This window comes from Brucella sp. BE17 (assembly GCF_039545455.1).
Classification (GTDB): domain Bacteria; phylum Pseudomonadota; class Alphaproteobacteria; order Rhizobiales; family Rhizobiaceae; genus Brucella.
In genome coordinates this window covers 1,738,516-1,759,451 of sequence record NZ_CP154467.1, presented here as the reverse complement: position 1 = coordinate 1,759,451, position 20,936 = coordinate 1,738,516, and the positions used below count along the sequence as shown (strand labels likewise).

Genomic DNA, 20,936 nt, shown 5'->3' with positions numbered 1-20,936 from the left:
GCAAGAAAATGAATACCGTTTCGCAGACACCCCTGATGTTGATAACTGGAGGAAGCCGTGGCGTGGGTGCTGCGACAGCGCGGCTTGCCGCGGCTAAAGGCTATGATGTCGTCATTACTTTTGTTTCCAATGAGGCCGCCGCTCATGCGGTCACAGCCGATGTGGAAGCCGCCGGGCGCAAGGCTTTGGCCGTGCGGGCAGACAGTGCCGATCCCGAGCAGATCACCCAGCTTTTCTCCACGATCGACCGGGAATTTGGCCGGATCGATGTGCTGGTCAACAATGCGGGGATCATTGCGCAGCAATCACGGCTGGAAAATATCAGCTTCGAGCGCATGCAACGGATGTTCGCGGTCAACGCGATCGGCCCGATGCTGTGCGCCCAACAGGCAGCCAAGCGGATGTCCACACGCTCCAACGGGAGGGGCGGCGTCGTAATCAACATCTCGTCTGCATCGGCCCGACTCGGCAGTCCAAACGAATATGTCGATTACGCCGCCTCGAAGGGCGCCCTCGAAACATTCACCATCGGCTTCTCCAAGGAAGTTGCGCGGGAAGGAATACGCGTCTGCTGCGTTCGTCCCGGCCACATCTACACCGAGATGCATGCGAGTGGCGGAGAGCCTGGACGGGTGGATAGGGTCAAGGACACAATCCCCATGGGAAGAGGCGGGCAGCCGGAAGAAGTCGCTCGCGCGATAGTGTGGCTGGCGAGCGACGAGGCCTCCTTCATTACCGGTACATTCCTCGACGTCACCGGCGGCAAGTAAGCGAAGCACTTTTGCGAAGTTTGTCGAGGTGGCAGAAGTAGGCACTGACGTTAGGAAATCGAAAAGCGGCCAATCGCGGACAAGAGCCCAAACAGCTCACGTATAACGACGGTTCGCGTCGTGACGTAATGCCTCGAGATCCTCACCCCTCATCGTTGGTTACGCCGCAATCATCGCCGTAACTGCCGCCCGCCCGATATCTGCCGTGGCGCGAAGATCGTGCGCGGTCGCTCCGTCCTTGGCCTGAACGGCAATCCCTTGCAGAACAGCGCAGAGGAAGCGCGCAGCCTCGCGGCAACGAGCTGGTGGCAGCCAATGCCGAAGGTCATTCTCAAGGCGTTCTGCCATATCGTGTCGGCGGGTAGCAAGCTCGTCGCACAGTTGAACGTGATCTGGGTGGCAGAAAAGCAATCCTATTGAAACCATGCATCCGCGTTCGCCCTGCTCCCCCGTCACTCTCTCGATGGCTTGATCGAACAGATGCCTAAGGGCTTCGTCGAGGGTCAGGGCTTCGTCTTCACTACGGGAAAGCGTGAATTCTGTCATCGCCGAGTAGCGATCCAGAGCCTCGCGATATAGCCCGGTTTTGCTTCCGAACGCGGCATAGAGACTGGGAGGCGCTATACCAATCGCTTCTGTGAGCATGGCAAGCGAGACTCCCTCGTAACCGTGCCTCCAGAAGAGATGCAATGCTGTCGCAATTGCACCGTCACGATCGAAGCTGCGAGGGCGGCCACCTTTATTCGCTTCCTGTTTCATATCGATCACTAAATAACCGTTGACCGCGACAAGTCAACGAGTTTAGATATGTAGTGATCAATAAATAAGGTGTGACATGATCCTCAAAACCTATGCACGGATGTTTTCGGCAGACTGCGATGCAACGCTGGTCACCCTCGAACGGCTTCACGGTCGCAAAGCACATGTGCGGTTCCGCTTCGGTGAATGGGATTTGGCCGGCGTTGGGGATATGTTCGTCGTTGCGGGAACAGAGCAATCACTGGCACCAATTCGAGACAGCCATGGTCCCGTAATAGTGCGTGATATCAAGGCAATTGAAGCCGAGCTGCTTGCGTGCGGAGCAACTATCACCCAGCCAATCGTTGACGTTCCTACAGGGCGGATGCTCTATGCCCGCCATGCCGATGGCCTCCACGTGGAATATGTGGAATGGACGGATGAACTGGTTGAACGATTTATCCGCGAGCCGCAACGTGACGGACGCTTGTCATCCGAACTGTAGACGGTGCTGGCTGCCGTATGCACGCGTAATATGGCTGCGAGCCAAGCGAGCATGTTGCCACATCATCGTCGAAGACTCGCAGCGTCAAGCTGGATGTGGTGATGTGCCTCGGCGCGAAAAATACTGCGCTGGCGTGCTGCCCAAGGCCTTCTTGAACATCGTTATGAACGCGTTGACCGACTCGTATCCCAGTTCTACGGCGACATTCTGCACCGTTTCTCCGCTGGCCAGTTCGCGCAGCGCGACGACGAGGTGAAGCTGCTGCCGCCAGCGCCCGAACGTCAGTCCCGTCTCGCGGATCAGCAGGCGGGCCAGTGACCGGTCGCTCATTGCAAGCCGCTTTGCCCAATCACTCAGCGTACTGCGATCTGAAGGCTCGATCGTGAGAGCTTCTGCCATCGCCCGTATTTTCGGATGGTTGGAGATCGGCAGGTTGAGCCGCTCATGCGGCATCTGCGCGAGTTCGTCGAGGATCACCCGCGCGATGCGGGCGGCATGGCTGTCGGCGAGATAGTCCGCACCCTCGCCAACAAGCCGATCGACCATCTCGCGGATCATCGGGGAAACCGACAGCGTGCAACTGTTTCCAGGCAGGTTCGCCGCGCCCGGGTCCACGAATAGATAGTTGAGCCGGGCGTTCGCGGTTGCGCGGGCGCTGTGGGGCACACCGCCGGGAATCCAGACCCCGCAGTTGGGGGGTACGATCCAGATCTCGTTGCCCGCAATGCAGGTGACGGCGCCGTGCAATGCGAGGATCAACTGGCCTTTCCGATGCACATGCAAAGGGATTTCCGCCTCATGGTCCGCGAAATCGAGCTTGTGGGCGACAGCGGGCAGATGGGTGAGGTCAGGATCGAAAACAGAAACGGCAGATCGCAGCAAAGGCATCAGAATGGCCAGGTTTAGGTATTTTATGTCACAATACCGAATTTATTTACTTTTGCAAATCGATCACAACTGGCGGCATGAACACCGCCCATCCCATAAACATCCCTTCGATTGAGACCGTTGCAGCCCGGTTTAAAGCTGGAACGAGCTTCCTGCGCACGCCCGCCATAAAGGCGGATGCGGATGCGATCCTGTTTTCAGCGAAAAGCTTTGCCGCAGCGATGCTGGCCTACTATGTTTCTCTGCGGATCGGGCTTCCCAAGCCGTTCTGGGCGATCATTACCGTCTACATTGTCTCGCAGACGTCTGCCGGAGCGTCGCTCAGCCGTGGTGTCTATCGCTTGGCCGGGACTTTCTTCGGCGCGATAGCGACGGTCGCGATCGTCCCGAATTTCGTGAACGATCCGATGCTATGTAGCCTCGTGCTTGCGGGCTGGATCGGCCTTTGCCTTTTTTTCTCGCTGCTCGATCGTACACCACGCGCTTATGCCTTTGTTCTTGCTGGCTATACCGCGAGCCTGATCGGGTTCCCGAGCGTGCTCGATCCAAGCGCGGTTTTCGAGACGGCGTCGGTGCGCGTCCAGGAAATCTCGATCGGGATCCTGTGCGCGGTCCTAATCCATCGCTACATCCTGCCTCAACGCATGACCGGCCAGTTCACCGGCAAGTTGTCGGCCACTTTGCGGGCAGCCCGTCGTCTTGCGGGCGATGCACTAAGTGGAACGCCGGGAGAAAGCCGTCGCGACCGCCACCAACTCGCAACGGACCTGTTAGCAATCCAGGGGCTTGCCACGCATCTACCCTATGATCCGGCGCCAACACCGCCACGCCAGATACTGCAACTTATCCATGACCGGCTTGCCCGTTTGCTGTGGCTCGCAGCCGAGATCGAAGACCGGATTGAGGCCGTTCGCTTAGGCGACGGCGATGCGCCCGGTGAGTTGATCGCCTTGGTCGGTGAAATCGGTGCCTGGGCCGCAAGGGGCGCGACGGAAGACCGGGAGGCTGCAGCAGCCCAACTGATCGCGCAGGCAAGATCAGTCCAGAAGCGCTTTGGCGCCGATGCTACGATGCCCTGCGATAGGCTTGCAGCCAACCTGGCAGGTCATCTCGCCGAATTGGTCGGTCTTCTACAGGACTGCGACAGGCTGGAGCGGAACATCGCAGCCACGGGGCGATTGCGCGATGCCACGCCGCTTCGTGGGCCGAAGCGGGCGAAAGGCTATGTCTATCACCGCGATCCTTGGATGGCGGGGCGCACCGCGTTCGGCGCGATCATCGGCATTCTCATCGGCTGTGCCTTCTGGATCTGGACGGCCTGGCCGGAGGGTGGAATGGCCGTCTCCATTCTTGGCGTCTGCTGTACCCTGTTCGGCAATTTCGATGCGCCTGTGCCCTTTGTCGTCAAATATATCGTCGGCTCAATCTACGGGGTCATAATCAGCCTAGTCTACAGCTTCATCATCCTGCCCCAGGTCACGGAATTTCGGGTTCTTGTCGCGGTGCTTGCGCCGGCCTTCCTGTTCGCTGGTTCCCTCCAGGCACGCCTGCCGACGACCTTCATGGCGCTCGGCATCACGCTGACCATTCCAATCCTCTCGGCTCTCGGTCCCAATTATACAGGTGACTTCGCCACTTCACTCAACAGTGTGATCGCGCTGTTTGCAGCGGTCGGCTTCGGTGCGGTGAGCATGTCCCTGTTCCAGACCGTGCCGGTCGATGGAGCGATCAACCGCTTGCTCCGCTTGAGCCGCCGAGACGTTGGCCGACGCGCGCTTGGCGCTGCACCCAACGAAGCGCGCTGGACAAGCCTGATGATCGATCGGACAGCTTTGTTGCTGCCTAGGTTGCGGCTGACCGGCAAAGCGTATCCAGATGTGCTCGACGATACGCTCCACCATCTTCGTATCGGGCATGTCGTCGGACAGCTTCGCAAGACGATCCCACAGATCAAGGGTGAGGTCGGCGTCGAACTGAGAGAGCTTCTATCAGTCATCGCCAAGCGCTTCATTGGCGGGAAGCCGCCAAAGACGACCGGCCTTCTCGACCTCGATCAGCGGATCGAGAGCCTGATCGAGAAGATCGCAGGCAGCGTGCTCAGGAACCGCCTGGAGATTGTCGATCTGCTCATCGACCTGCAGTTCGCGCTTGGCTCTCAAGCAGACAAGAGGATTATGGCCGATGATCGTTGATCTCAATGTCGGAGGCGTCCTCGTCCCTGGCCTGGTGGTGCTCGCGTTTATCGCGCTGATTGCCACCATGGCGGTGCTCCGCCTGTTTGCCGTCACCGGTCTCAATCGCCGTTTCGCTTATCGGCCACTGGCCGAACTCGCCACCTTTGTCATCATCTACGGTCTGCTCGTGCAGTACCTGCCATCGATCGGACTCCTGCCTTGAAACCTGTTTTATCCCTGCTTGGGCGTTATGCCCTGACTCTTTGCCTCGTCGCCGTCTCCGCCTTTATCGCGCTGAAGGCGTGGTACCATTACGAGCGAACGCCTTGGACCCGCGACGGACGGGTTGGGGTCGATGTCGTGCAGATCGCGCCGGAAGTCTCCGGCACGGTCAGCGCAGTTTCCGTGGTTGATAATCAGAATGTGCGTCGGGGCGACATTCTTTACGAGATCGACCCCGAGCGGCTAAGGTTGGCAGTGTCGTTGGCTGAGGCTGAAGTTGAAGCGAAACGCCAGGATATGATCGTTCGTCAGGCGACGGCGCGGCGGCATAGCCAGCTCAAGGACGTTGTCTCCCAAGAGGCGTCCCAGCAATCGAGTGGCGCGGCTGCGGTCGCCGGCGCCGCCTATCAGTCAGCGATGGCGGCGCTTGATCTAGCCAGGCTTGACCTCGCCCGATCGACTGTCCGCGCGCCGGTCGACGGCTATATCACCAACCTCAGGCTTAGGCCCGGCGACTACGCGACCGCTGGCGTGACGAAGGTCGCCGTCCTCGACGCCGCCAGCTTCTGGATCACCGGCTATTTCGAGGAGACGAAGATCGGCCAGATCCGAGTTGGCGACCCGGCACGGATCATGCTGTTGGGTTTTGATCAGCCAGTCACTGGTCATGTCGAAAGCCTCGGTCGGGGGATCGACAACAGCAACGATGCGCCCGGTCATCTCGGCCTCCCCAATGTAGCGGCGACATTTTCCTGGGTGCGGCTTGCCCAGCGCATCCCTGTGCGCATCCATATCGAAAAGGTGCCGTCCGGTGTTGAACTCGCAGCGGGTATGACGGCAACAGTTGAAATACTCATCTCAGATGATGAGGCCGTAGTGAGCAAGCGACCATGAAGGCCATCTAGCCCGGCTATTATTGGATAAGTTGGCGCCCCCTTTGAGAACGATAAACGACGTTCACGGATGTCCTAAGCGACAGTTTCGTCGCCAATCATCGATGATGACGACGTTGTGGACCGTTCTTTTCGGCAGTGGTACGATTTAGCTTTGCACAATTATTAGCGCTCCAGGCGAACGTGGCGGAAGTTCCAACTATTTCGATGTTCGGAGAACTAAGGGCAAGAAGACCTCGTCTATGATTTCCTTGATGCTTGTGTCAGAAAGAGGTCTGAGCGTCATTAGCATATCGTGGCGTGCCAAGTCAGTCGGTAGGGAAATTATACGGGGCGTGATCCGCGATGGATCAATTTCGCCGCGTTGCGCCCCTCGCGCTAATATGTCAGCCACTAATCCTTGCTCGCCAATTCTTCCTGGAAGGTCTGCCAGGTGAATATTGTCTTTCAGGAGATCCTCTCGCATATCGAAAAGGATCCGAATCAGATGCGGTTGTGCTCTTTCTGACAGCCCCTGAAGAAGCGATATCATCTCGCTGCGGACACTGCCTTGATCCGTCACATTAATAGGGTTGCGGGCCACGTAGCGAGCAAGAGCAGCGACGACGAGTTCACTACGGCTCTTCCAACGCCGGTGAATAACTGGTCGGCTTGTACCCGCGCGGCTTGCAGCGGAATCTAATGTCAAACCACCATATCCCTTGGTTATTATTTCATGCCAAACGGCATCTAAAATCGCTTCGTCCAACTCCGGACCACGTCTTCTCTGGGCTTTAGCGCTCATTTTTCCCTCAAATAAGATGCGGAGCGCATCTTGACTCTTTCGAAATAGGATGCGACGTGTATCTTATAAGCAGGAGATACTCGTATGTCAAAACGTGAGAACTTTCCACGAAGAGTACTAATTTCGGGAGCAAGCGTGGCTGGTCTGACGACAGCGTACTGGCTTGACCGATTTGGATTTGACGTCACTCTAGTCGAGAGGGCATCAACTGTACGTAGTGGGGGATACCCCATTGACGTGCGTGGGACGGCGATTGGCGTTCTTGAGAAAATGAGCCTCGCGCCGCAGGTTAGGTCGGAGCACATAGACTCCCGCTCCATGACGTTCGTCAACGGTCATGGACAGGTAATCGGTACCATTCCGCCCTACGTCGTCATGGGGAACGAAATAGAACGCGACGTCGAACTTCCTCGCGGGGCGCTCACCGGTCTTATTTATGGTTTCGTCAAAGAAAGCCGCGTTACTTGCCGTTTCAGAAACTCCATTGAAGCACTCGATGATGACGGTGCAAGCGTTAGTGTGCTTTTCGAAGATGGAGTAAGAGAGAAATACGATGTCGTTATCGGTGCGGACGGCCTTCATTCCCGCACACGTCAACTAGCATTCGGGCCAGAGGATAAGTTCAGCCATTATTTGGGCTACTGCTTCAATCTTTTCACGATGCCAAATGACCTGCGGCTGGCGCACGAGGCAATCACCTACGCAGAACCGGGTCGCGCCGCTGGCATGATCGCAGTACGAGAAAGCCATGACGTTTTCGCTTTCCTAATCTTTGCAACAGAAAATCCTGGTCCAGCATTATCGCGTGATCTGATCGAACAGAGACGGCTTACAGAAGCGGTTTATGCAGAAAGCGGGTGGCAGGTACCTAAATTGCTCAATGCAATGTCCAATGCGGATGATCTTTACTTCGATTCCGTCAGCCAGATCCGAATGAGTAATTGGGCAAAGGGGCGAGTTGGTTTAGTCGGAGACGCAGCTTACGCGCCATCGTTTCTGTCTGGGCAAGGCACGAGCCTTGCACTTGTGGGTGCCTATGTTCTCGCCGGCGAGCTTGCCTCCCATTTTGACCCTGTCGAGGGTTTTATGGCTTATGAGAAAACCATTCGCCCTTACGTGGAAGCCAACCAAGCCTTGGCGACCGGTCAAGGAAGTCATTCCTTTTTCCTTCCCCGCACACCTGAAGAAATTGAACAACGTGACGAGATGTTAATCCGCTCAGCAAACGGGGAAACTCTAGGAGCGGCCAGTGAGACCTCCGTCAAAGCCTATAACCAGCTAGAGCTTCCGAAATACTAGCTGAACGAGAACAGGCGGGAACATCCAGCCTAAACAGGCAGCAAGTGTCCTGGAATGTGTTGTTTAACGCACGCGATCCTGTCCCACCGCCCGCATACAAATTTTCGATTTAGCTGCGCTCGGTCAACAACCGTCGGCTTTGCGCTGATACCCGTAAATGGAGCAGAGACATGACAATCGAGTTTGGCCACTGGCCAGAAAATCCCGTGAGATCATTTCAGGTTACCAAGATTCTGGGGCTTGCGTCCCTTGGATTTGCAGACGTCACCGAGATTTTTGAAGCCTGCAAGAGAATTGACCCGGAGAGTGACGACTCTTGGATCAGGGAATGGCTTGCGACATCGAGAGCCGTGGAAAAGCATGGGCGGGATGCTGAAGCCACCGGCAACTGGCTCTCCGCAAGAAACGCCTACTGCCGAGCGTGCAACTACAACCGTGTCGCGGAATTCTTGATTGAGGCCCAAGACACGCGAAAAATTGATCTGCTTAAAAAGACATCTGAGCTATTCGACGCCGCCTCTCGCTATTTCGATGTGGTTCCTGAGAAGGTGCAAATCGACTACGAAGGTGTGAAACTCGAGGGGTATTTTTTCGCCCCACCCTGGGTGCAGGAGCCTAGAGCGACTGTATTGTCTTTGAATGGCGGCGATTGCCAGACTACGGAAAACTATTTCAACATTGGCCCAGCATTAATCCAAAGCGGATACAACTTCTTCGTTTACGACCAGCCCGGCACAGGACTATCCCTTTATGAAAAAGGAAAGCCAAGGCGCGCAGACGCGGAACACTTTCATTCCAAGGCAGTAGATTTCCTTGCTTCCCGGCCCGAGGTTGATGCGAGCAAGATCATTGTGTTCGGCGAGAGTTTCTCAGGCTACGATTCACTCAGGCTTGCCTCACAGGATCCTCGTTTGGCCGCGGTCATTTCTAATGGAGGGCCGCACAAGTTCAATTGGGGTGAAATGCTCAAGTGGATGCCGCCCAGCTACGCAGCCCACGCAATGCATATTTTGGGCGCAGAAAGCCTGGACGATTTCGCGAACGACCCTCGTTTCAACTACAATCTCGATGGTTTTGTGGAAAAAATCGAGTGCCCTCTTCTCGTCATGCACGGCGTAGAGGAGGTGATGGTGCAACCAAATCCGCTCCATCAAGCTCTGACAAATTATCAGCAGGCAGGGACGTCCAACAAATCCTTCGTCGCGATCGAAGATCGGCGGCTGGGTGGTCTTGAACATTGTCAGGTGGACAATCGAAACGTCACGCATGAGGTCGTATTGAATTGGCTGTGCTCTATCGGTCTGGGTCCGGCAGCGCCGCGCGGAATGACTGAGATTGTGCAGCCATGACCAGACCCAGAATACTTATTGTTGGGGCCAGCATCGCTGGACCTACGGCCGCTTTCTGGCTAGTGCGTGCCGGCTTCGATGTCACCATCGTCGAGCAGGCATCTGAGTTGCGCCGGGGCGGAAACGGTGTTGACGTAAGGTCGGAGGCGCTCGCAGTTATCGAGAGAATGGGCCTTTTATCTGCTGTTCGCGCCAGGGTCCTCAGAATCAAGGGTATGCGTTTCGTCGATCACCGCGATCGGGAACGCGCGAGAATGCCGCTTGCGGCAATGGAACGGATGGTTGGTTCCGAGGATCTGGAGATCAAGCGCGGCGATCTGGCGGAACTGCTCTTCGACGCAACCAAGAACGACGTGAACTACATATTTGGCGAAACGATCAAAACTTTCACCCAAGATGAACGTGGGGTGGATGTCACGTTCGCAAAGGGGCCGCCTCAACGGTTCGACCTGGTCATCGGCGCGGATGGGCTGCATTCGAGTGTGCGTCGCGCAGTGTTTGGGGCGGAGGAGGCGTTCCTGAAATTCAAGCAACACTACTTCGCTTTTGTGAACGTCGATCTTCCCATGGGCGAATACGGCTGGGTGACGTTTTACAACGAGCCTGGAAAATCCGCGGCAATCTTCCGCGCCGAGCCTGGACTTGGGCAAATAAACTTCATGTTTCGCAGCGATACTCCGCTCAGCTACGATTACCGCGACGTCGAGAAGCAGCGCGCTATGCTACGCGAGGCCTTTACGGGTCTCGGCTGGCATGTACCTGCCCTGCTTGGGAAGACCGACAGCTCTCCTAATTTCTACTTTGATGCGCTTGCTCAGGTTCAGATGCCATCATGGTCGTCGGGGCGGGTGGTGCTTGTGGGAGATGCCGCATATTGCGCGTCCCCTGCGTCAGGTGCAGGCGCGCTTCTTGCATTAACCGGCGCTTACCGGTTGGCAGGAGAACTGGCTGCCCATGGAATTTCTTCCGCAGCTTTGTCAGGCTACGAAGCTGGCCAGCGCCCGTTGGTTGCGCGAAAGCAAAAGCAGCTATTCACGGGGCTTTCTACGCCTCGCACCCGCTTGGGTATTCTCACTCGCAACTGGCTACTGTCGCCACCACTTCGTGCGCTGATCTCAAGGATGCAGGGCAAGGAAACGCCAGCCAATATCCACGAGTACCGTTTTCGACCTGCCGTCTCGCTGCAAGCAGAGGGTGCGACTGGACTTGCAACTGAGAGGCTGCCTTCTAGCTCGTTTGCGCGCGAGGGCAGGGGTGTCGAGCGTTGATAAAAATAAGTATTGGAAGAGGTGAGCCCGCGCAGACAAATGCGATAAAGTTCGGGCGGGACAGAATGCGGTTCATCACGAAACACGCGTGGCGTCTTGATGGAACATTGGTATCCTCATGCCGTACGGGACTCTTTTTTTTGTTGGCTATGCCCTTGCTTACCGCATGCACAACCGTGCCTCTAAAAGAGGGCGGTACGCTCACCTCGTACAGTCGCCTTAGTCCTGAGAAAGGCAAACTGTCCAAGCGGCGAACTTATGTCGACAGCGCGGCTCTGTCACCATTGAGAACTGCTACGATCATTCCTACGAGCTTCACTCAGGCAGCCGCTTTGCGAGTGCAGACCCCGGATGATCGCAGATTGGTGACGAACATCCTTGATCGCTCACTCTGTATCGCGCTTAGTGACCGGTTTTACATGGTACCCTTCGGCCAGGGTGCCGACGTTACCGTTCGCGCAGTCGTCACGGATATAATACCGACGGACAAAGTCGCAGCGGGAGCTTCAACGGCGTTAACGCTCGGGACCGCAGTAGCGCTTCCCCTAGCCGCTCCACGCCTGCCAATCGGGCTCGGCGGCATTGCGATTGAAGCCGAAGCAGTTGGCCAGCGAGGGAATCAGCTCGCTGCGTCGGTCTGGGCGCGCGGAGCTAACTCGATTTCGAACACGCCACAAGTATCCGAGGTTGGAGATGCTTACGCATTAGCGGCCACTTTTGGGAGCGAGTTCGCAAAGCTTCTGGTCTATGGCCAGGATCGAAATGGACCCGATTTTTCGCTGCCATCAGCCAACCGGATCCAGTCATGGTTTGGTGGCAAGCCCAAGCACGCCGCGTGCGATACCTTCGGGCGCTCACCGGGTATAGCTGGCCGGATCGCTAATCGGCTGGGCGCTCCGCCTGATTGGACCGACAAACAAGCTGAGCTAGGGGCATCACGCTAGTGCTGCGCTGGAGGACTGTCATCACTACACCATGCGCTCTCACGATATCAATGATGATCAAGGACATGTTCATGCCTAAGCCTTTTAAGTGGCGACTGGACAGTTGCGGACCCAAGTCAGCGAAACACCTCCCACCCGGCTCACGGTGATTGGTTTCGTGGGCATGAGTTCTCAAGCAGCGATGGCAAACTCGCGGTCACCTGACTTAGATTGTTGCGAACCTTATCACAGAGGTAGTTTTGCGCCGTAGCAAAGGTCGCGCAACAAGAGCGTCACGGATTTACGCTCTTACAGACGGACGGGTTTCACTGAAATCGCTCGTCCAAACGCTGGCTGTTGCCGAGTATTTGAGTTTCCAACGGGCCGCTTCGGCGTTGGGCACCAGTCAGTCGAGTGTCAGCGCCCGGATCAAGCTGCTGGAAGAGGACCTTGGTGTCATTCTCTTCCAGCGCAACACGCGCGGCGTTCGGCTCACCGATGCTGGACGCGAGTTCGTCGATCAAGTTCAGGAAGCCGTCAGCACTCTTGATGCTGCGATCAAGACCGCCGGAATGAATGCACAAGGAGATAAGGGCGAACTGCGGATCGGCGTTTATGCGCTTACAGCAGGTTGGTTCCTCGACCGATTACTGAATCAATTCCACGACAAGTATCCAGATATTCGGTTGCAAATCACAGAAGCAACGGCCCGTGAAGCTGAGATGATGCTTCGGGAATGCAGAATTGATATCGCTTTTATAGCTCAGAACCATGAAATTTCTGACCTCAATTCGCGCGTCATATGGCGCGATCGTCTGGTCGTCGCGTTACCAGTTGTGCATCCTTTGGCCCTGCGGACAAACATCGAGTGGCGTCAACTCGCCGGTGAAACATTTCTCGTTCGGCATGGCGGAAGCGGCCCACAGATTCATGACCTGATCGTGACGCGGGCGACTGGAAACTGGTTGACGCCGACAATTCACCGTTGCGATGTTGGACGCAGCACGTTGCTATCAATGATTGCGGCGGGCCATGGTATTTCTCTGTTTGTGGAGGAAGTCATCCGAGCCAATACTGCGAACGTTTGCTTTCTGCCGATCAGCGACGAACCGGAAACGATAGCCTTTTCTGCGGTGTGGTCGCCCCAAAATCGCGATCCTGCGCTTTCAAAACTCCTCAGCGTCGCGAAGAAAGTCGACTGCCACCACCTTTCCCCTGATACTCGGTAACGCATCCTGAGGGGGCCGCTGCATCCTTCCTATTTGCCGCCGATGGTATCCGGCATTCCTCCGGCAAGACCTTTTCTGTTGCCACTCGCGTAAACCGCTATTCTCTGATCGGCTCCGTCACTCTTGCCAATTGGAGCCTGTATGCGTGGAGGCCGAATACTCTGGAACCAGATCATTGTCGTCTTCACCATCGTCGTGGTGATGGTATGGGCTGCAACGCAATGGGTTGCTTTCCGGCTTGGCTTCCAGCCCCAGCTCGGCGATCCCTGGTTCGATATTGCCGGATGGCCACTCTATTATCCACCTGCCTTCTTCTGGTGGTGGTTTTCCTATGACGCCTATGCGCCCGGCATCTTTACCGAAGGCGCGTTCATCGCCGCGTCCGGGGCGGTTCTTGCCATAGCTGCCGCCTTTCTCCTGTCGATCATCCGGGCACGGGAAGCCCGCAATGTCGCCACCTACGGTTCTGCGCGCTGGGCCGAGGACAAGGAAATCCATGCTGCCGGATTGCTCCGCCCGGATGGCGTCGTGTTGGGGCGGCACAGCAAGGATTATCTGCGTCATGACGGCCCCGAGCATGTGCTGTGCTTTGCGCCAACCCGATCCGGCAAGGGTGTTGGCCTCGTGGTGCCGACGCTGCTGACCTGGCCGGGAAGCTGCATTGTCCATGACATCAAAGGCGAGAACTGGAATCTGACCGCAGGCTTCCGGTCCAATCATGGCCGCGTCTTGCTGTTCGATCCGACCAATGTGCATTCGGCAGCCTATAATCCGCTGCTGGAAGTCCGGCAGGGGGAATGGGAAGTCCGCGATGTGCAGAACATCGCGGACATTCTCGTTGATCCCGAAGGCAGCCTCGACAAACGCAACCACTGGGAAAAGACCAGCCACAGCCTGCTGGTCGGTGCGATCCTGCATGTTCTCTACGCCGAGAAAGAAAAGACACTGGCTGGTGTCGCCAATTTCCTGTCCGATCCGCGCCGTCCGGTCGAGGCGACCTTACGCGCGATGATGGACACGCCGCATCTGGGCGAAGCCGGGGTGCATCCCGTCATTGCCTCGTCTGCACGGGAGCTTCTGAACAAATCCGAGAACGAACGCTCTGGCGTGCTTTCGACCGCCATGTCGTTTCTTGGACTTTATCGAGATCCGGTTGTGGCCCGCGTGACGGAGCGCTGCGACTGGCGCATCGCCGATCTGGTTGGCGCGAAAGAGCCGGTCAGTCTCTATCTTGTCGTGCCACCCTCGGACATCAATCGGACCAAGCCACTGATCCGCCTCATTCTTAACCAGGTCGGGCGGCGGTTGACCGAGGAACTGGAAACGTCCGGCAAGCGGCATCGGCTGCTGCTAATGCTGGACGAGTTCCCCGCACTGGGGCGGCTGGATTTCTTTGAATCGGCGCTCGCCTTCATGGCCGGCTACGGTCTGAAAGCGTTCCTAATCGCCCAATCCTTGAACCAGATCGAGCGCGCCTACGGGCAGAACAATGCCATTCTCGATAATTGCCATGTGCGCGTGGCCTTCGCGGCCAATGACGAGCGCACCGCCAAGCGGATCAGCGATGCGCTCGGCACGGCTACGGAAATGCGCGATTCTACCAACTATGCCGGCCATCGCCTCGCACCATGGCTGGGGCACCTTATGGTGTCACGGCAGGAAACGGCGCGGCCACTCCTGACGCCCGGCGAAATCATGCAGCTTCCACTCACCGACGAGATCGTCATGGTGGCGGGGGTCCCGCCGATCCGTGCGGCCAAGGCACGCTACTATGCTGATGCGCGGTTTCAGGAACGGGTAATGTCGCCGCCCGATCTGCGCAAGCAGTCGGTAAAAATCAGCACATCGGCGCCAGATGACTGGACGAGCCGCATTGTCGCGGCTGCGACCGGCAATGTCTCCGCCTCAGATACATCCGATGACGATCCGGCCAATGCCGGTATCCGGCGCGAACCTGAACTACCTGAGCATGAGGAAATCATCCCGCCACCTCCGCCACCATCGCAGGAGTTCGATTTTCTGGATGATGAGCCGGACGTTGATGCCGCCAAGGCCCGTGCTCTGCGATCGCGGATGCGGATGATTGCCCGGCAGGCGTCGATGAATCCCGATGACGGCATTGAACTTTGAAAGGGCGCCCATGATGACGCGCACCCGTATGAATGTCTATTTCGACCCCGCTCTGCTGAAACAGGTGGAAGCGCTGGCGCTACGCCGCAATGTCTCAAAATCCGCCGTGATCGAGGCTGCGGTAGCATCCTTCATGTCCGGCGATACGACTGAGCGGCTGGAAGCCGCCATGTCGCGCCGCCTGGACAAGCTTGGCCGTCAGTTCGACACACTGAACGAGGATATCGCCATTCTGGGCGAAACCCTTTCGCTATTCGTACAATTCTGGCTGACCCTCACGCCGCCGTTGCCGGACAGCGCAAAGCAATCTGCGCGTATCAAAGGAAATGAGCGTTTTGAGGCGTTCATGCAGTCACTTGGTAAGCGCCTCGCCACCGGTGACAGGTTTCTCAAAGAAATATCGCACGATATGGCTGCGCTACACGACACCCCATTGGGCGGTAAAAACGAAGGTGACGGCGATGGGGTCTAGGATTGCAACCCGGCCTATTCACCGCCAGACCCCGCCGATGGCCGCACGCGCGTAAACATATGTTGAAACAGTCCAAAATCAGGTTCTTTTAATCGACCCCGATCCGGGGTCCGTCTTTTGCGCGCCCCTTCATGAACGGGGCCGCTATGACCGCACCACATCAGAAGCCGGAAACGATTGCCCGTGGTGCGCGGATGCTGCGTACCGCGCTTGGGGCATCCATCGCCCGGTTTCTGGAAGATCCTGGCGTGGTCGAAGTTATGCTGAACCCGGATGGCCGTATCTGGGTGGATCGGCTGTCCGAAGGTCTGGCCGACACGGGGGAAAGACTTTCCGCTGCCGATGGCGAGCGGATCGTGCGCCTCGTCGCCCATCATGTCAGTGCAGAGGTTCATGCCCGATCCCCTCGCGTCTCGGCCGAGCTGCCCGAAACCGGCGAACGGTTCGAGGGATTGTTACCACCCGTTGTCGCCGCGCCCGCCTTCGCCATCCGTAAGCCCGCCGTCGCGGTGTTCACGCTCGACGATTATGTGGCAGCCGGGATCATGACCAGTTTTCAGGCTGAAGTGCTGCGCCTGAACGTCGCCACGCGCGCCAACATCCTAGTGGCTGGCGGCACGTCCACCGGCAAAACCACACTAACCAATGCGCTGCTGGCCGAGGTGGCGAAGACATCGGATCGCGTGGTCATCATCGAGGATACGCGCGAGCTGCAATGCGCCGCGCCCAATCTCGTGGCCATGCGGACCAAGGATGGCGTGGCGACGCTCTCCGATCTGGTCCGCTCATCGTTGCGCCTTCGCCCTGATCGCATCCCGGTCGGGGAGGTCCGTGGTTCCGAAGCGCTCGATCTGCTTAAAGCTTGGGGAACGGGACATCCTGGCGGCATCGGCACCATTCATGCCGGTTCCGGCATCGGTGCCCTGCGCCGTCTGGAACAGCTCATCCAGGAAGCTGTCATCACCGTCCCGCGCGCGCTGATCGCCGAGACCATCGACCTTGTTGCCGTCCTTGCCGGGCGCGGATCTTCCCGCCGCCTGGTCGAACTCGCCCGCGTCGACGGGCTTGGACCAGACGGCGACTACGCAATCACCCCTGCAACCACCTCGAAAGGAGATCATTCATGATCCGCACGATTTCGCGCGGCTGCCGCATCATGGCAACCGCCGCCGCCGTTGTTTCCATCAGCCTGATGCTGGCGCCTGCCGCACACGCTTCCGGCTCTTCCATGCCCTGGGAAGCACCCCTGCAATCCATCCTTCAGTCGATCGAGGGGCCGGTCGCCAAAATCATCGCCGTGATTGTCATTATCTCGACAGGTTTGGCGCTGGCCTTCGGCGATACGGGCGGTGGCTTCCGCAAGCTAATCCAGATCGTGTTTGGCCTCAGCATCGCCTTCGCCGCCAGTTCCTTCTTCCTGTCGTTCTTCTCGTTCGGCGGCGGGGCGCTCATCTGATGGCGGGCGGCCTCGAACAGCTCGACGCGGTGCCGGGTTTTTCCGTCCCGGTCCACCGGGCGCTCACCGAGCATATCCTGCTCGGCGGCGCACCGCGCTCCATCGCCATCGTCAATGGCACGCTGGCCGGGGCCGTAGGCCTCGGCCTACGCCTGTGGCTGGTCGGTCTCGCCATCTGGGCAGTCGGACACTTTCTCGCGGTATGGGCAGCTAAACGCGATCCGCTCTTCGTCGAAGTCGGCCGCAGGCATCTGCGCATCCCCGGTCATTTGTCAGTGTGAGGGCGCGGCTATGATGAACCTCAGCGAATATCGCCGCACCTCCGCCCGGCTTTCCGACTATCTGCCGTGGGCAGCTCTGGTCGCGCCAGGCATTGTGCTGAACAAGGATGGCAGTTTTCAGAGGACGGCGAAGTTTCGCGGGCCGGATCTGGATTCTGCTGTCGCTGCCGAACTGGTCGCGGTCGCCGGTCGCATCAACAACGCAGTGCGTCGTCTTGGGTCAGGCTGGTCGATTTTTGTTGAAGCGCAGCGCTCCCAGGCCGCGACCTATCCAGACAGCCGTTTTCCAGATCCGGCCTCCGCTTTGGTCGATGCCGAACGCAAGGCTGGCTTCGAGGAAGCTGGCACCCATTTCGTTTCAGGCTATTTCCTGACCTTCCTCTGGCTGCCACCTGCCGAGGACGCGGCTCGTGCCGAGACATGGCTCTATGAAGGCCGCGAGCAATCTGGCGTCAATCCGCATGAATTGTTGCGCGGCTTCATCGACCGCACCGACCGCGTGCTGGCCTTGCTCGACGGGTTTATGCCGGAATGCGGCTGGCTCGATGATAGCGGCACGCTCACCTATTTGCATTCGACCATCTCGACCAACCGGTATCGCGTGCGCGTGCCCGAAGTGCCGATGCACCTTGATGCGCTGTTGCCCGACCAGCCCCTGACCGGCGGACTGGAGCCGCGCCTTGGCGATCAGCATCTGCGCGTCCTCACGATCATCGGCTTCCCGACCGCGACCACGCCTGGCCTGCTCGACGAAATAAACCGGCTCGCGTTCCCGTACCGCTGGTCCACCCGCGCCATCCTGATGGACAAGACGGATGCGACGAAGCTCCTCACCAAAATCCGCCGCCAGTGGTTTGCCAAGCGCAAATCCATTGCTGCGATCCTCAAGGAGGTGATGACCAACGAGCAATCGGCGCTGGTGGACACCGATGCGTCCAACAAAGCCCTCGATGCTGACATGGCCTTGCAGGAACTCGGCGCTGACGTCGCCGGCATGGCCTATGTCACAGCAACCGTCACCGTCTGGGACGCCGATCCCCGTATGGCTGACGAGAAGCTGCGTCTGGTCGAGAAGATCATTCAGGGCCGTGACTTCACGGCCATGCCGGAAACAGTCAACGCCGTCGATGCCTGGCTAGGCTCGATCCCCGGACATGCCTACGCCAATGTCCGGCAGCCGCCAATCTCGACGCTTAACCTTGCCCACATGATCCCGTTATCGGCCGTGTGGGCGGGGCCGGAACGGAACGAACACCTCGGAGCGCCCCCCTTGCTTTACGGCAAGACCGAGGGTTCGACGCCGTTCCGGCTTTCCCTTCATGTCGGCGACGTGGGACATACTCTCGTCGTCGGCCCGACCGGCGCGGGCAAGTCCGTGCTGCTGGCGCTGATGGCGCTGCAATTCCGTCGCTATGAGCGCAGCCAGGTATTCGCCTTCGACTTCGGGGGATCGATCCGGGCATCCGCGCTCGCCATGGGCGGCGATTGGCATGACCTCGGCGGCGGGTTGACCGAGGGATCGGAGGTTTCCGTTTCCCTGCAACCGCTCGCGCGAATTGATGACGCTTATGAACGGTCATGGGCCGCTGACTGGATCGCCGCCATTCTGATGCGCGAAGGCATGACCGTCACGCCGGAGGTGAAGGAGCATATCTGGACGGCGCTGACCTCGCTGGCATCTGCTCCCGTCAGCGAACGCACCATCACAGGTCTTGCGGTCCTGCTGCAATCCAATGACCTGAAACAGGCGCTGCGGCCCTATTGCATCGGCGGCGCTTATGGCCGGTTGCTTGATGCCGAGGCTGAACATCTCGGTCACGCCGATGTACAAGCCTTCGAGATCGAGGGGCTGGTAGGTACGGGCGCTGCGCCTGCCGTGCTGGCCTATCTGTTCCACCGCATCGGCGACCGGCTCGACGGGCGACCGACGCTGCTTATCATCGACGAGGGCTGGCTTGCCCTGGATGATGAAGGCTTCTCAAACCAGCTCCGCGAATGGCTGAAGACGCTGAGGAAGAAAAACGCTTCGGTCATCTTCGCCACGCAAAGCCTGTCCGACATCGACGGCAGTAATATTGCGCCCGCCATCATCGAAAGCTGCCCGACACGGCTGCTCCTGCCGAACGAACGCGCGATCGAGCCGCAGATCACGGCGATCTACCGCCGTTTCGGCCTCAATGACCGGCAGATCGAGATCCTCGCACGGGCCAGTCCCAAGCGGGACTATTACTGCCAGTCGCGGCGCGGCAATCGCCTGTTTGAGCTGGGCCTCTCCGAAGTCGGCCTCGCGCTCTGCGCCGCGTCATCCAAATCCGATCAGACCCGCATCGCCGATCTTGTAACCGAAAATGGGCAGGACGGCTTCCTCGCCGCCTGGCTGCGCGAGCGCGGCGTCGAATGGGCGGCCGAGCTGATCCCCGATCTCACCAATCTCACCCCCCAGACCGAAAAGGAGTCCTGACCATGACTATCCGTCTTTCCCGTTTGCGGGCCATGCTCATGGCGGCAACACTGCTTGCCGCGCCGCTTGCGCTCTCACCCATGCTGACCAGCCCGGCCCACGCACAGTTCGGTTTCGGTCGCATCGTCTATGACCCGACCAACTACGCGCAGAACCTTCTGACTGCCGCTCGCACGCTGGAGCAGATCAACCATCAGATCACCTCGCTTCAGAACGAGGCGCAGATGCTCATCAATCAGGCGAAGAATCTGGCGAGCCTGCCATATTCCTCGCTTCAGGCGTTGCAGCAGAACGTCCAGCGCACGCAGCAGCTCCTGAGCCAGGCCCAGAACATCGCCTTCGACGTGCAGAACGTCGATCAGATGTTCAGCCAAAAATACGGCAATGTCTCGCTGTCGGCCACCGACACCCAGCTTGTCGCGGATGCCCGTTCGCGCTGGCAGAACACAGTTGGCGGTTTGCAGGATGCCATGCGCGTGCAGGCTGGTGTGGTCGGCAATATTGACACCAACCGCGCCGAGATGTCGGCTCTGGTCGGCCAGAGCCAGAACGCCACTGGCGCCTTGCAGGCAACGCAAGCGGGCAACCAGCTTCTCGCCCTCCAGTCGCAGCAGCTTTCCGACCTGATCGCACTGATGTCGGCCAATGGCCGGTCCGAGGCGCTGAGCGAAGCCGAACGCGCCACCGCCGCCGAACAGGGCCGTGTGCAGCGCGAGCGCTTCCTGACACCAGGTTCGGGCTACCAGCCCGGCAATGCCCGGATGTTCGGCAACGGCAACAACTAACCGGACAGGAGGGGCGCAACATGGACGGCAAGATGCTGGCCCGGCTGGGCGCGATCATATTCGTGGCTATCGCCATCACCGCCACGGTGATCGAAATGGCCCGCGAGGACGAACCGGCGCAGAACCGCCCGGCTCCGTCGCTTCAACCCTCTGCCGATCCGCTCCGCCAGAGCCTGCGCCGTTGCCAGCAGTTGGGCGAGGCCGCAGGGAGTGATCCCGGCTGCCACGCCACTTGGGCCGAGAACCGCGACCGCTTTCTCGGCCGGACGCCGGTGCCCGCCGCCCCGCATCAGAACGGGGGAGAGTGAA

At 58.6% G+C, this 20,936-nt stretch carries 21 protein-coding genes; 18 read left to right on the top strand and 3 right to left on the bottom strand.

The features are described from left to right. Nucleotides 1–8: 8 nt before the first annotated feature. A complete protein-coding gene (locus AAIB41_RS08515; RefSeq protein ID WP_112974347.1) occupies nucleotides 9–770 on the top strand; it encodes a glucose 1-dehydrogenase in 762 nt (253 codons plus the stop codon). Nucleotides 771–929: 159 nt separating this feature from the next. Here the strand turns inward: AAIB41_RS08515 and AAIB41_RS08510 are convergent, their stop codons facing one another. After that, complete coding sequence (locus AAIB41_RS08510; RefSeq protein WP_112974348.1) at nucleotides 930–1,529, bottom strand: TetR/AcrR family transcriptional regulator; 600 nt, start codon at nucleotides 1,527–1,529, stop codon at nucleotides 930–932. Between the two features lie 76 nt (nucleotides 1,530–1,605). Here AAIB41_RS08510 and AAIB41_RS08505 point away from each other — a divergent pair, with 76 nt between their 5' ends. Next, the gene (locus AAIB41_RS08505; RefSeq protein ID WP_343312874.1) at nucleotides 1,606–2,013 is read left to right on the top strand and encodes a hypothetical protein; all 408 of its coding nucleotides are present in this window, start codon (nucleotides 1,606–1,608) and stop codon (nucleotides 2,011–2,013) included. Nucleotides 2,014–2,097: 84 nt separating this feature from the next. Here the strand turns inward: AAIB41_RS08505 and AAIB41_RS08500 are convergent, their stop codons facing one another. Further along, the gene (locus AAIB41_RS08500; protein ID WP_343312873.1) at nucleotides 2,098–2,901 is read right to left on the bottom strand and encodes a helix-turn-helix transcriptional regulator; all 804 of its coding nucleotides are present in this window, start codon (nucleotides 2,899–2,901) and stop codon (nucleotides 2,098–2,100) included. 77 nt (nucleotides 2,902–2,978) lie between these two features. Here AAIB41_RS08500 and AAIB41_RS08495 point away from each other — a divergent pair, with 77 nt between their 5' ends. From AAIB41_RS08495 to AAIB41_RS08485, 3 genes are read left to right on the top strand one after another with little or no spacing between them, the layout of a single operon-like run. After that, entirely contained in the window at nucleotides 2,979–5,093 is a 2,115-nt protein-coding gene (locus AAIB41_RS08495) for an FUSC family protein (RefSeq protein ID WP_343312872.1), read from the top strand. After that, a complete protein-coding gene (locus tag AAIB41_RS08490; RefSeq protein ID WP_343312871.1) occupies nucleotides 5,083–5,298 on the top strand; it encodes a DUF1656 domain-containing protein in 216 nt (71 codons plus the stop codon). Before AAIB41_RS08495 ends, AAIB41_RS08490 begins: the two co-directional genes overlap by 11 nt. Further along, entirely contained in the window at nucleotides 5,295–6,191 is an 897-nt protein-coding gene (locus tag AAIB41_RS08485) for an efflux RND transporter periplasmic adaptor subunit (protein WP_343312870.1), read from the top strand. The genes AAIB41_RS08490 and AAIB41_RS08485 overlap by 4 nt, the downstream gene beginning before the upstream one ends. 198 nt (nucleotides 6,192–6,389) lie before the next feature. On the opposite strand, the gene AAIB41_RS08480 is transcribed toward AAIB41_RS08485, so the two are convergent. Then, on the bottom strand, nucleotides 6,390–6,974 hold the full coding sequence (locus tag AAIB41_RS08480) for a TetR/AcrR family transcriptional regulator (protein ID WP_343312869.1): 585 nt from the start codon (nucleotides 6,972–6,974) through the stop codon (nucleotides 6,390–6,392). Nucleotides 6,975–7,058: 84 nt separating this feature from the next. Between AAIB41_RS08480 and AAIB41_RS08475 the strand changes: the two genes are divergently transcribed. The 13 genes from AAIB41_RS08475 to trbK-alt all read left to right on the top strand — a co-directional run bounded on the left by AAIB41_RS08475 (nucleotide 7,059) and on the right by trbK-alt (nucleotide 20,935). Then, nucleotides 7,059–8,273: an FAD-dependent monooxygenase gene (locus AAIB41_RS08475; protein WP_112161660.1), complete on the top strand. Its 1,215-nt coding sequence runs from the start codon at nucleotides 7,059–7,061 to the stop codon at nucleotides 8,271–8,273. A gap of 170 nt (nucleotides 8,274–8,443) precedes the next feature. Beyond that, nucleotides 8,444–9,622, top strand: a complete 1,179-nt coding sequence (locus AAIB41_RS08470) for an alpha/beta hydrolase (protein WP_111827804.1) — start codon at nucleotides 8,444–8,446, stop codon at nucleotides 9,620–9,622. After that, a complete protein-coding gene (locus tag AAIB41_RS08465; RefSeq protein ID WP_343312868.1) occupies nucleotides 9,619–10,890 on the top strand; it encodes an FAD-dependent monooxygenase in 1,272 nt (423 codons plus the stop codon). The genes AAIB41_RS08470 and AAIB41_RS08465 overlap by 4 nt, the downstream gene beginning before the upstream one ends. A 65-nt stretch (nucleotides 10,891–10,955) precedes the next feature. Beyond that, nucleotides 10,956–11,834 carry a DUF3313 domain-containing protein gene (locus AAIB41_RS08460; protein ID WP_343312867.1) on the top strand — a complete coding sequence of 293 codons (879 nt, stop codon included), beginning with the start codon at nucleotides 10,956–10,958 and terminating at the stop codon, nucleotides 11,832–11,834. A gap of 239 nt (nucleotides 11,835–12,073) precedes the next feature. Further along, entirely contained in the window at nucleotides 12,074–13,042 is a 969-nt protein-coding gene (locus tag AAIB41_RS08455) for a LysR substrate-binding domain-containing protein (protein WP_343312866.1), read from the top strand. Nucleotides 13,043–13,183: 141 nt separating this feature from the next. Then, nucleotides 13,184–15,172 (top strand): conjugal transfer protein TraG, encoded by a 1,989-nt coding sequence (locus AAIB41_RS08450; protein WP_343312865.1) that lies wholly within the window; start codon nucleotides 13,184–13,186, stop codon nucleotides 15,170–15,172. Between the two features lie 10 nt (nucleotides 15,173–15,182). Beyond that, complete coding sequence (locus tag AAIB41_RS08445) at nucleotides 15,183–15,644, top strand: CopG family transcriptional regulator (protein WP_343312864.1); 462 nt, start codon at nucleotides 15,183–15,185, stop codon at nucleotides 15,642–15,644. 146 nt (nucleotides 15,645–15,790) lie between these two features. Then, nucleotides 15,791–16,771, top strand: coding sequence for a P-type conjugative transfer ATPase TrbB (gene trbB, locus AAIB41_RS08440; RefSeq protein ID WP_343312863.1), 981 nt, complete (start codon nucleotides 15,791–15,793; stop codon nucleotides 16,769–16,771). Further along, the gene (locus tag AAIB41_RS08435; RefSeq protein ID WP_343312862.1) at nucleotides 16,768–17,100 is read left to right on the top strand and encodes a TrbC/VirB2 family protein; all 333 of its coding nucleotides are present in this window, start codon (nucleotides 16,768–16,770) and stop codon (nucleotides 17,098–17,100) included. The genes trbB and AAIB41_RS08435 overlap by 4 nt, the downstream gene beginning before the upstream one ends. Continuing rightward, nucleotides 17,100–17,381: a VirB3 family type IV secretion system protein gene (locus tag AAIB41_RS08430; RefSeq protein ID WP_210105279.1), complete on the top strand. Its 282-nt coding sequence runs from the start codon at nucleotides 17,100–17,102 to the stop codon at nucleotides 17,379–17,381. Before AAIB41_RS08435 ends, AAIB41_RS08430 begins: the two co-directional genes overlap by 1 nt. Nucleotides 17,382–17,391: 10 nt before the next feature. Continuing rightward, nucleotides 17,392–19,842, top strand: coding sequence for a conjugal transfer protein TrbE (gene trbE / locus AAIB41_RS08425; protein ID WP_343312861.1), 2,451 nt, complete (start codon nucleotides 17,392–17,394; stop codon nucleotides 19,840–19,842). Nucleotides 19,843–19,844: 2 nt separating this feature from the next. Further along, complete coding sequence (gene trbJ, locus AAIB41_RS08420) at nucleotides 19,845–20,627, top strand: P-type conjugative transfer protein TrbJ (RefSeq protein WP_343312860.1); 783 nt, start codon at nucleotides 19,845–19,847, stop codon at nucleotides 20,625–20,627. 20 nt (nucleotides 20,628–20,647) lie between these two features. Continuing rightward, nucleotides 20,648–20,935, top strand: coding sequence for a putative entry exclusion protein TrbK-alt (gene trbK-alt / locus AAIB41_RS08415; RefSeq protein WP_343312859.1), 288 nt, complete (start codon nucleotides 20,648–20,650; stop codon nucleotides 20,933–20,935). Nucleotide 20,936 lies beyond the last annotated feature (1 nt).

Bases quoted from the DNA above. Each gene is read 5' to 3' on its own strand.
- AAIB41_RS08515 (WP_112974347.1), top strand. From the start codon at position 9: ATGAATACCGTTTCGCAGACACCCCTGATGTTGATAACTGGAGGAAGC.
- AAIB41_RS08510 (WP_112974348.1), bottom strand. From the start codon at position 1,529: ATGAAACAGGAAGCGAATAAAGGTGGCCGCCCTCGCAGCTTCGATCGT.
- AAIB41_RS08505 (WP_343312874.1), top strand. From the start codon at position 1,606: ATGATCCTCAAAACCTATGCACGGATGTTTTCGGCAGACTGCGATGCA.
- AAIB41_RS08500 (WP_343312873.1), bottom strand. From the start codon at position 2,901: ATGCCTTTGCTGCGATCTGCCGTTTCTGTTTTCGATCCTGACCTCACC.
- AAIB41_RS08495 (WP_343312872.1), top strand. From the start codon at position 2,979: ATGAACACCGCCCATCCCATAAACATCCCTTCGATTGAGACCGTTGCA.
- AAIB41_RS08490 (WP_343312871.1), top strand. From the start codon at position 5,083: ATGATCGTTGATCTCAATGTCGGAGGCGTCCTCGTCCCTGGCCTGGTG.
- AAIB41_RS08480 (WP_343312869.1), bottom strand. From the start codon at position 6,974: ATGAGCGCTAAAGCCCAGAGAAGACGTGGTCCGGAGTTGGACGAAGCG.
- AAIB41_RS08475 (WP_112161660.1), top strand. From the start codon at position 7,059: ATGTCAAAACGTGAGAACTTTCCACGAAGAGTACTAATTTCGGGAGCA.
- AAIB41_RS08470 (WP_111827804.1), top strand. From the start codon at position 8,444: ATGACAATCGAGTTTGGCCACTGGCCAGAAAATCCCGTGAGATCATTT.
- AAIB41_RS08465 (WP_343312868.1), top strand. From the start codon at position 9,619: ATGACCAGACCCAGAATACTTATTGTTGGGGCCAGCATCGCTGGACCT.
- AAIB41_RS08460 (WP_343312867.1), top strand. From the start codon at position 10,956: ATGCGGTTCATCACGAAACACGCGTGGCGTCTTGATGGAACATTGGTA.
- AAIB41_RS08450 (WP_343312865.1), top strand. From the start codon at position 13,184: ATGCGTGGAGGCCGAATACTCTGGAACCAGATCATTGTCGTCTTCACC.
- AAIB41_RS08445 (WP_343312864.1), top strand. From the start codon at position 15,183: ATGATGACGCGCACCCGTATGAATGTCTATTTCGACCCCGCTCTGCTG.
- trbB (WP_343312863.1), top strand. From the start codon at position 15,791: ATGACCGCACCACATCAGAAGCCGGAAACGATTGCCCGTGGTGCGCGG.
- AAIB41_RS08435 (WP_343312862.1), top strand. From the start codon at position 16,768: ATGATCCGCACGATTTCGCGCGGCTGCCGCATCATGGCAACCGCCGCC.
- AAIB41_RS08430 (WP_210105279.1), top strand. From the start codon at position 17,100: ATGGCGGGCGGCCTCGAACAGCTCGACGCGGTGCCGGGTTTTTCCGTC.
- trbE (WP_343312861.1), top strand. From the start codon at position 17,392: ATGATGAACCTCAGCGAATATCGCCGCACCTCCGCCCGGCTTTCCGAC.
- trbJ (WP_343312860.1), top strand. From the start codon at position 19,845: ATGACTATCCGTCTTTCCCGTTTGCGGGCCATGCTCATGGCGGCAACA.
- trbK-alt (WP_343312859.1), top strand. From the start codon at position 20,648: ATGGACGGCAAGATGCTGGCCCGGCTGGGCGCGATCATATTCGTGGCT.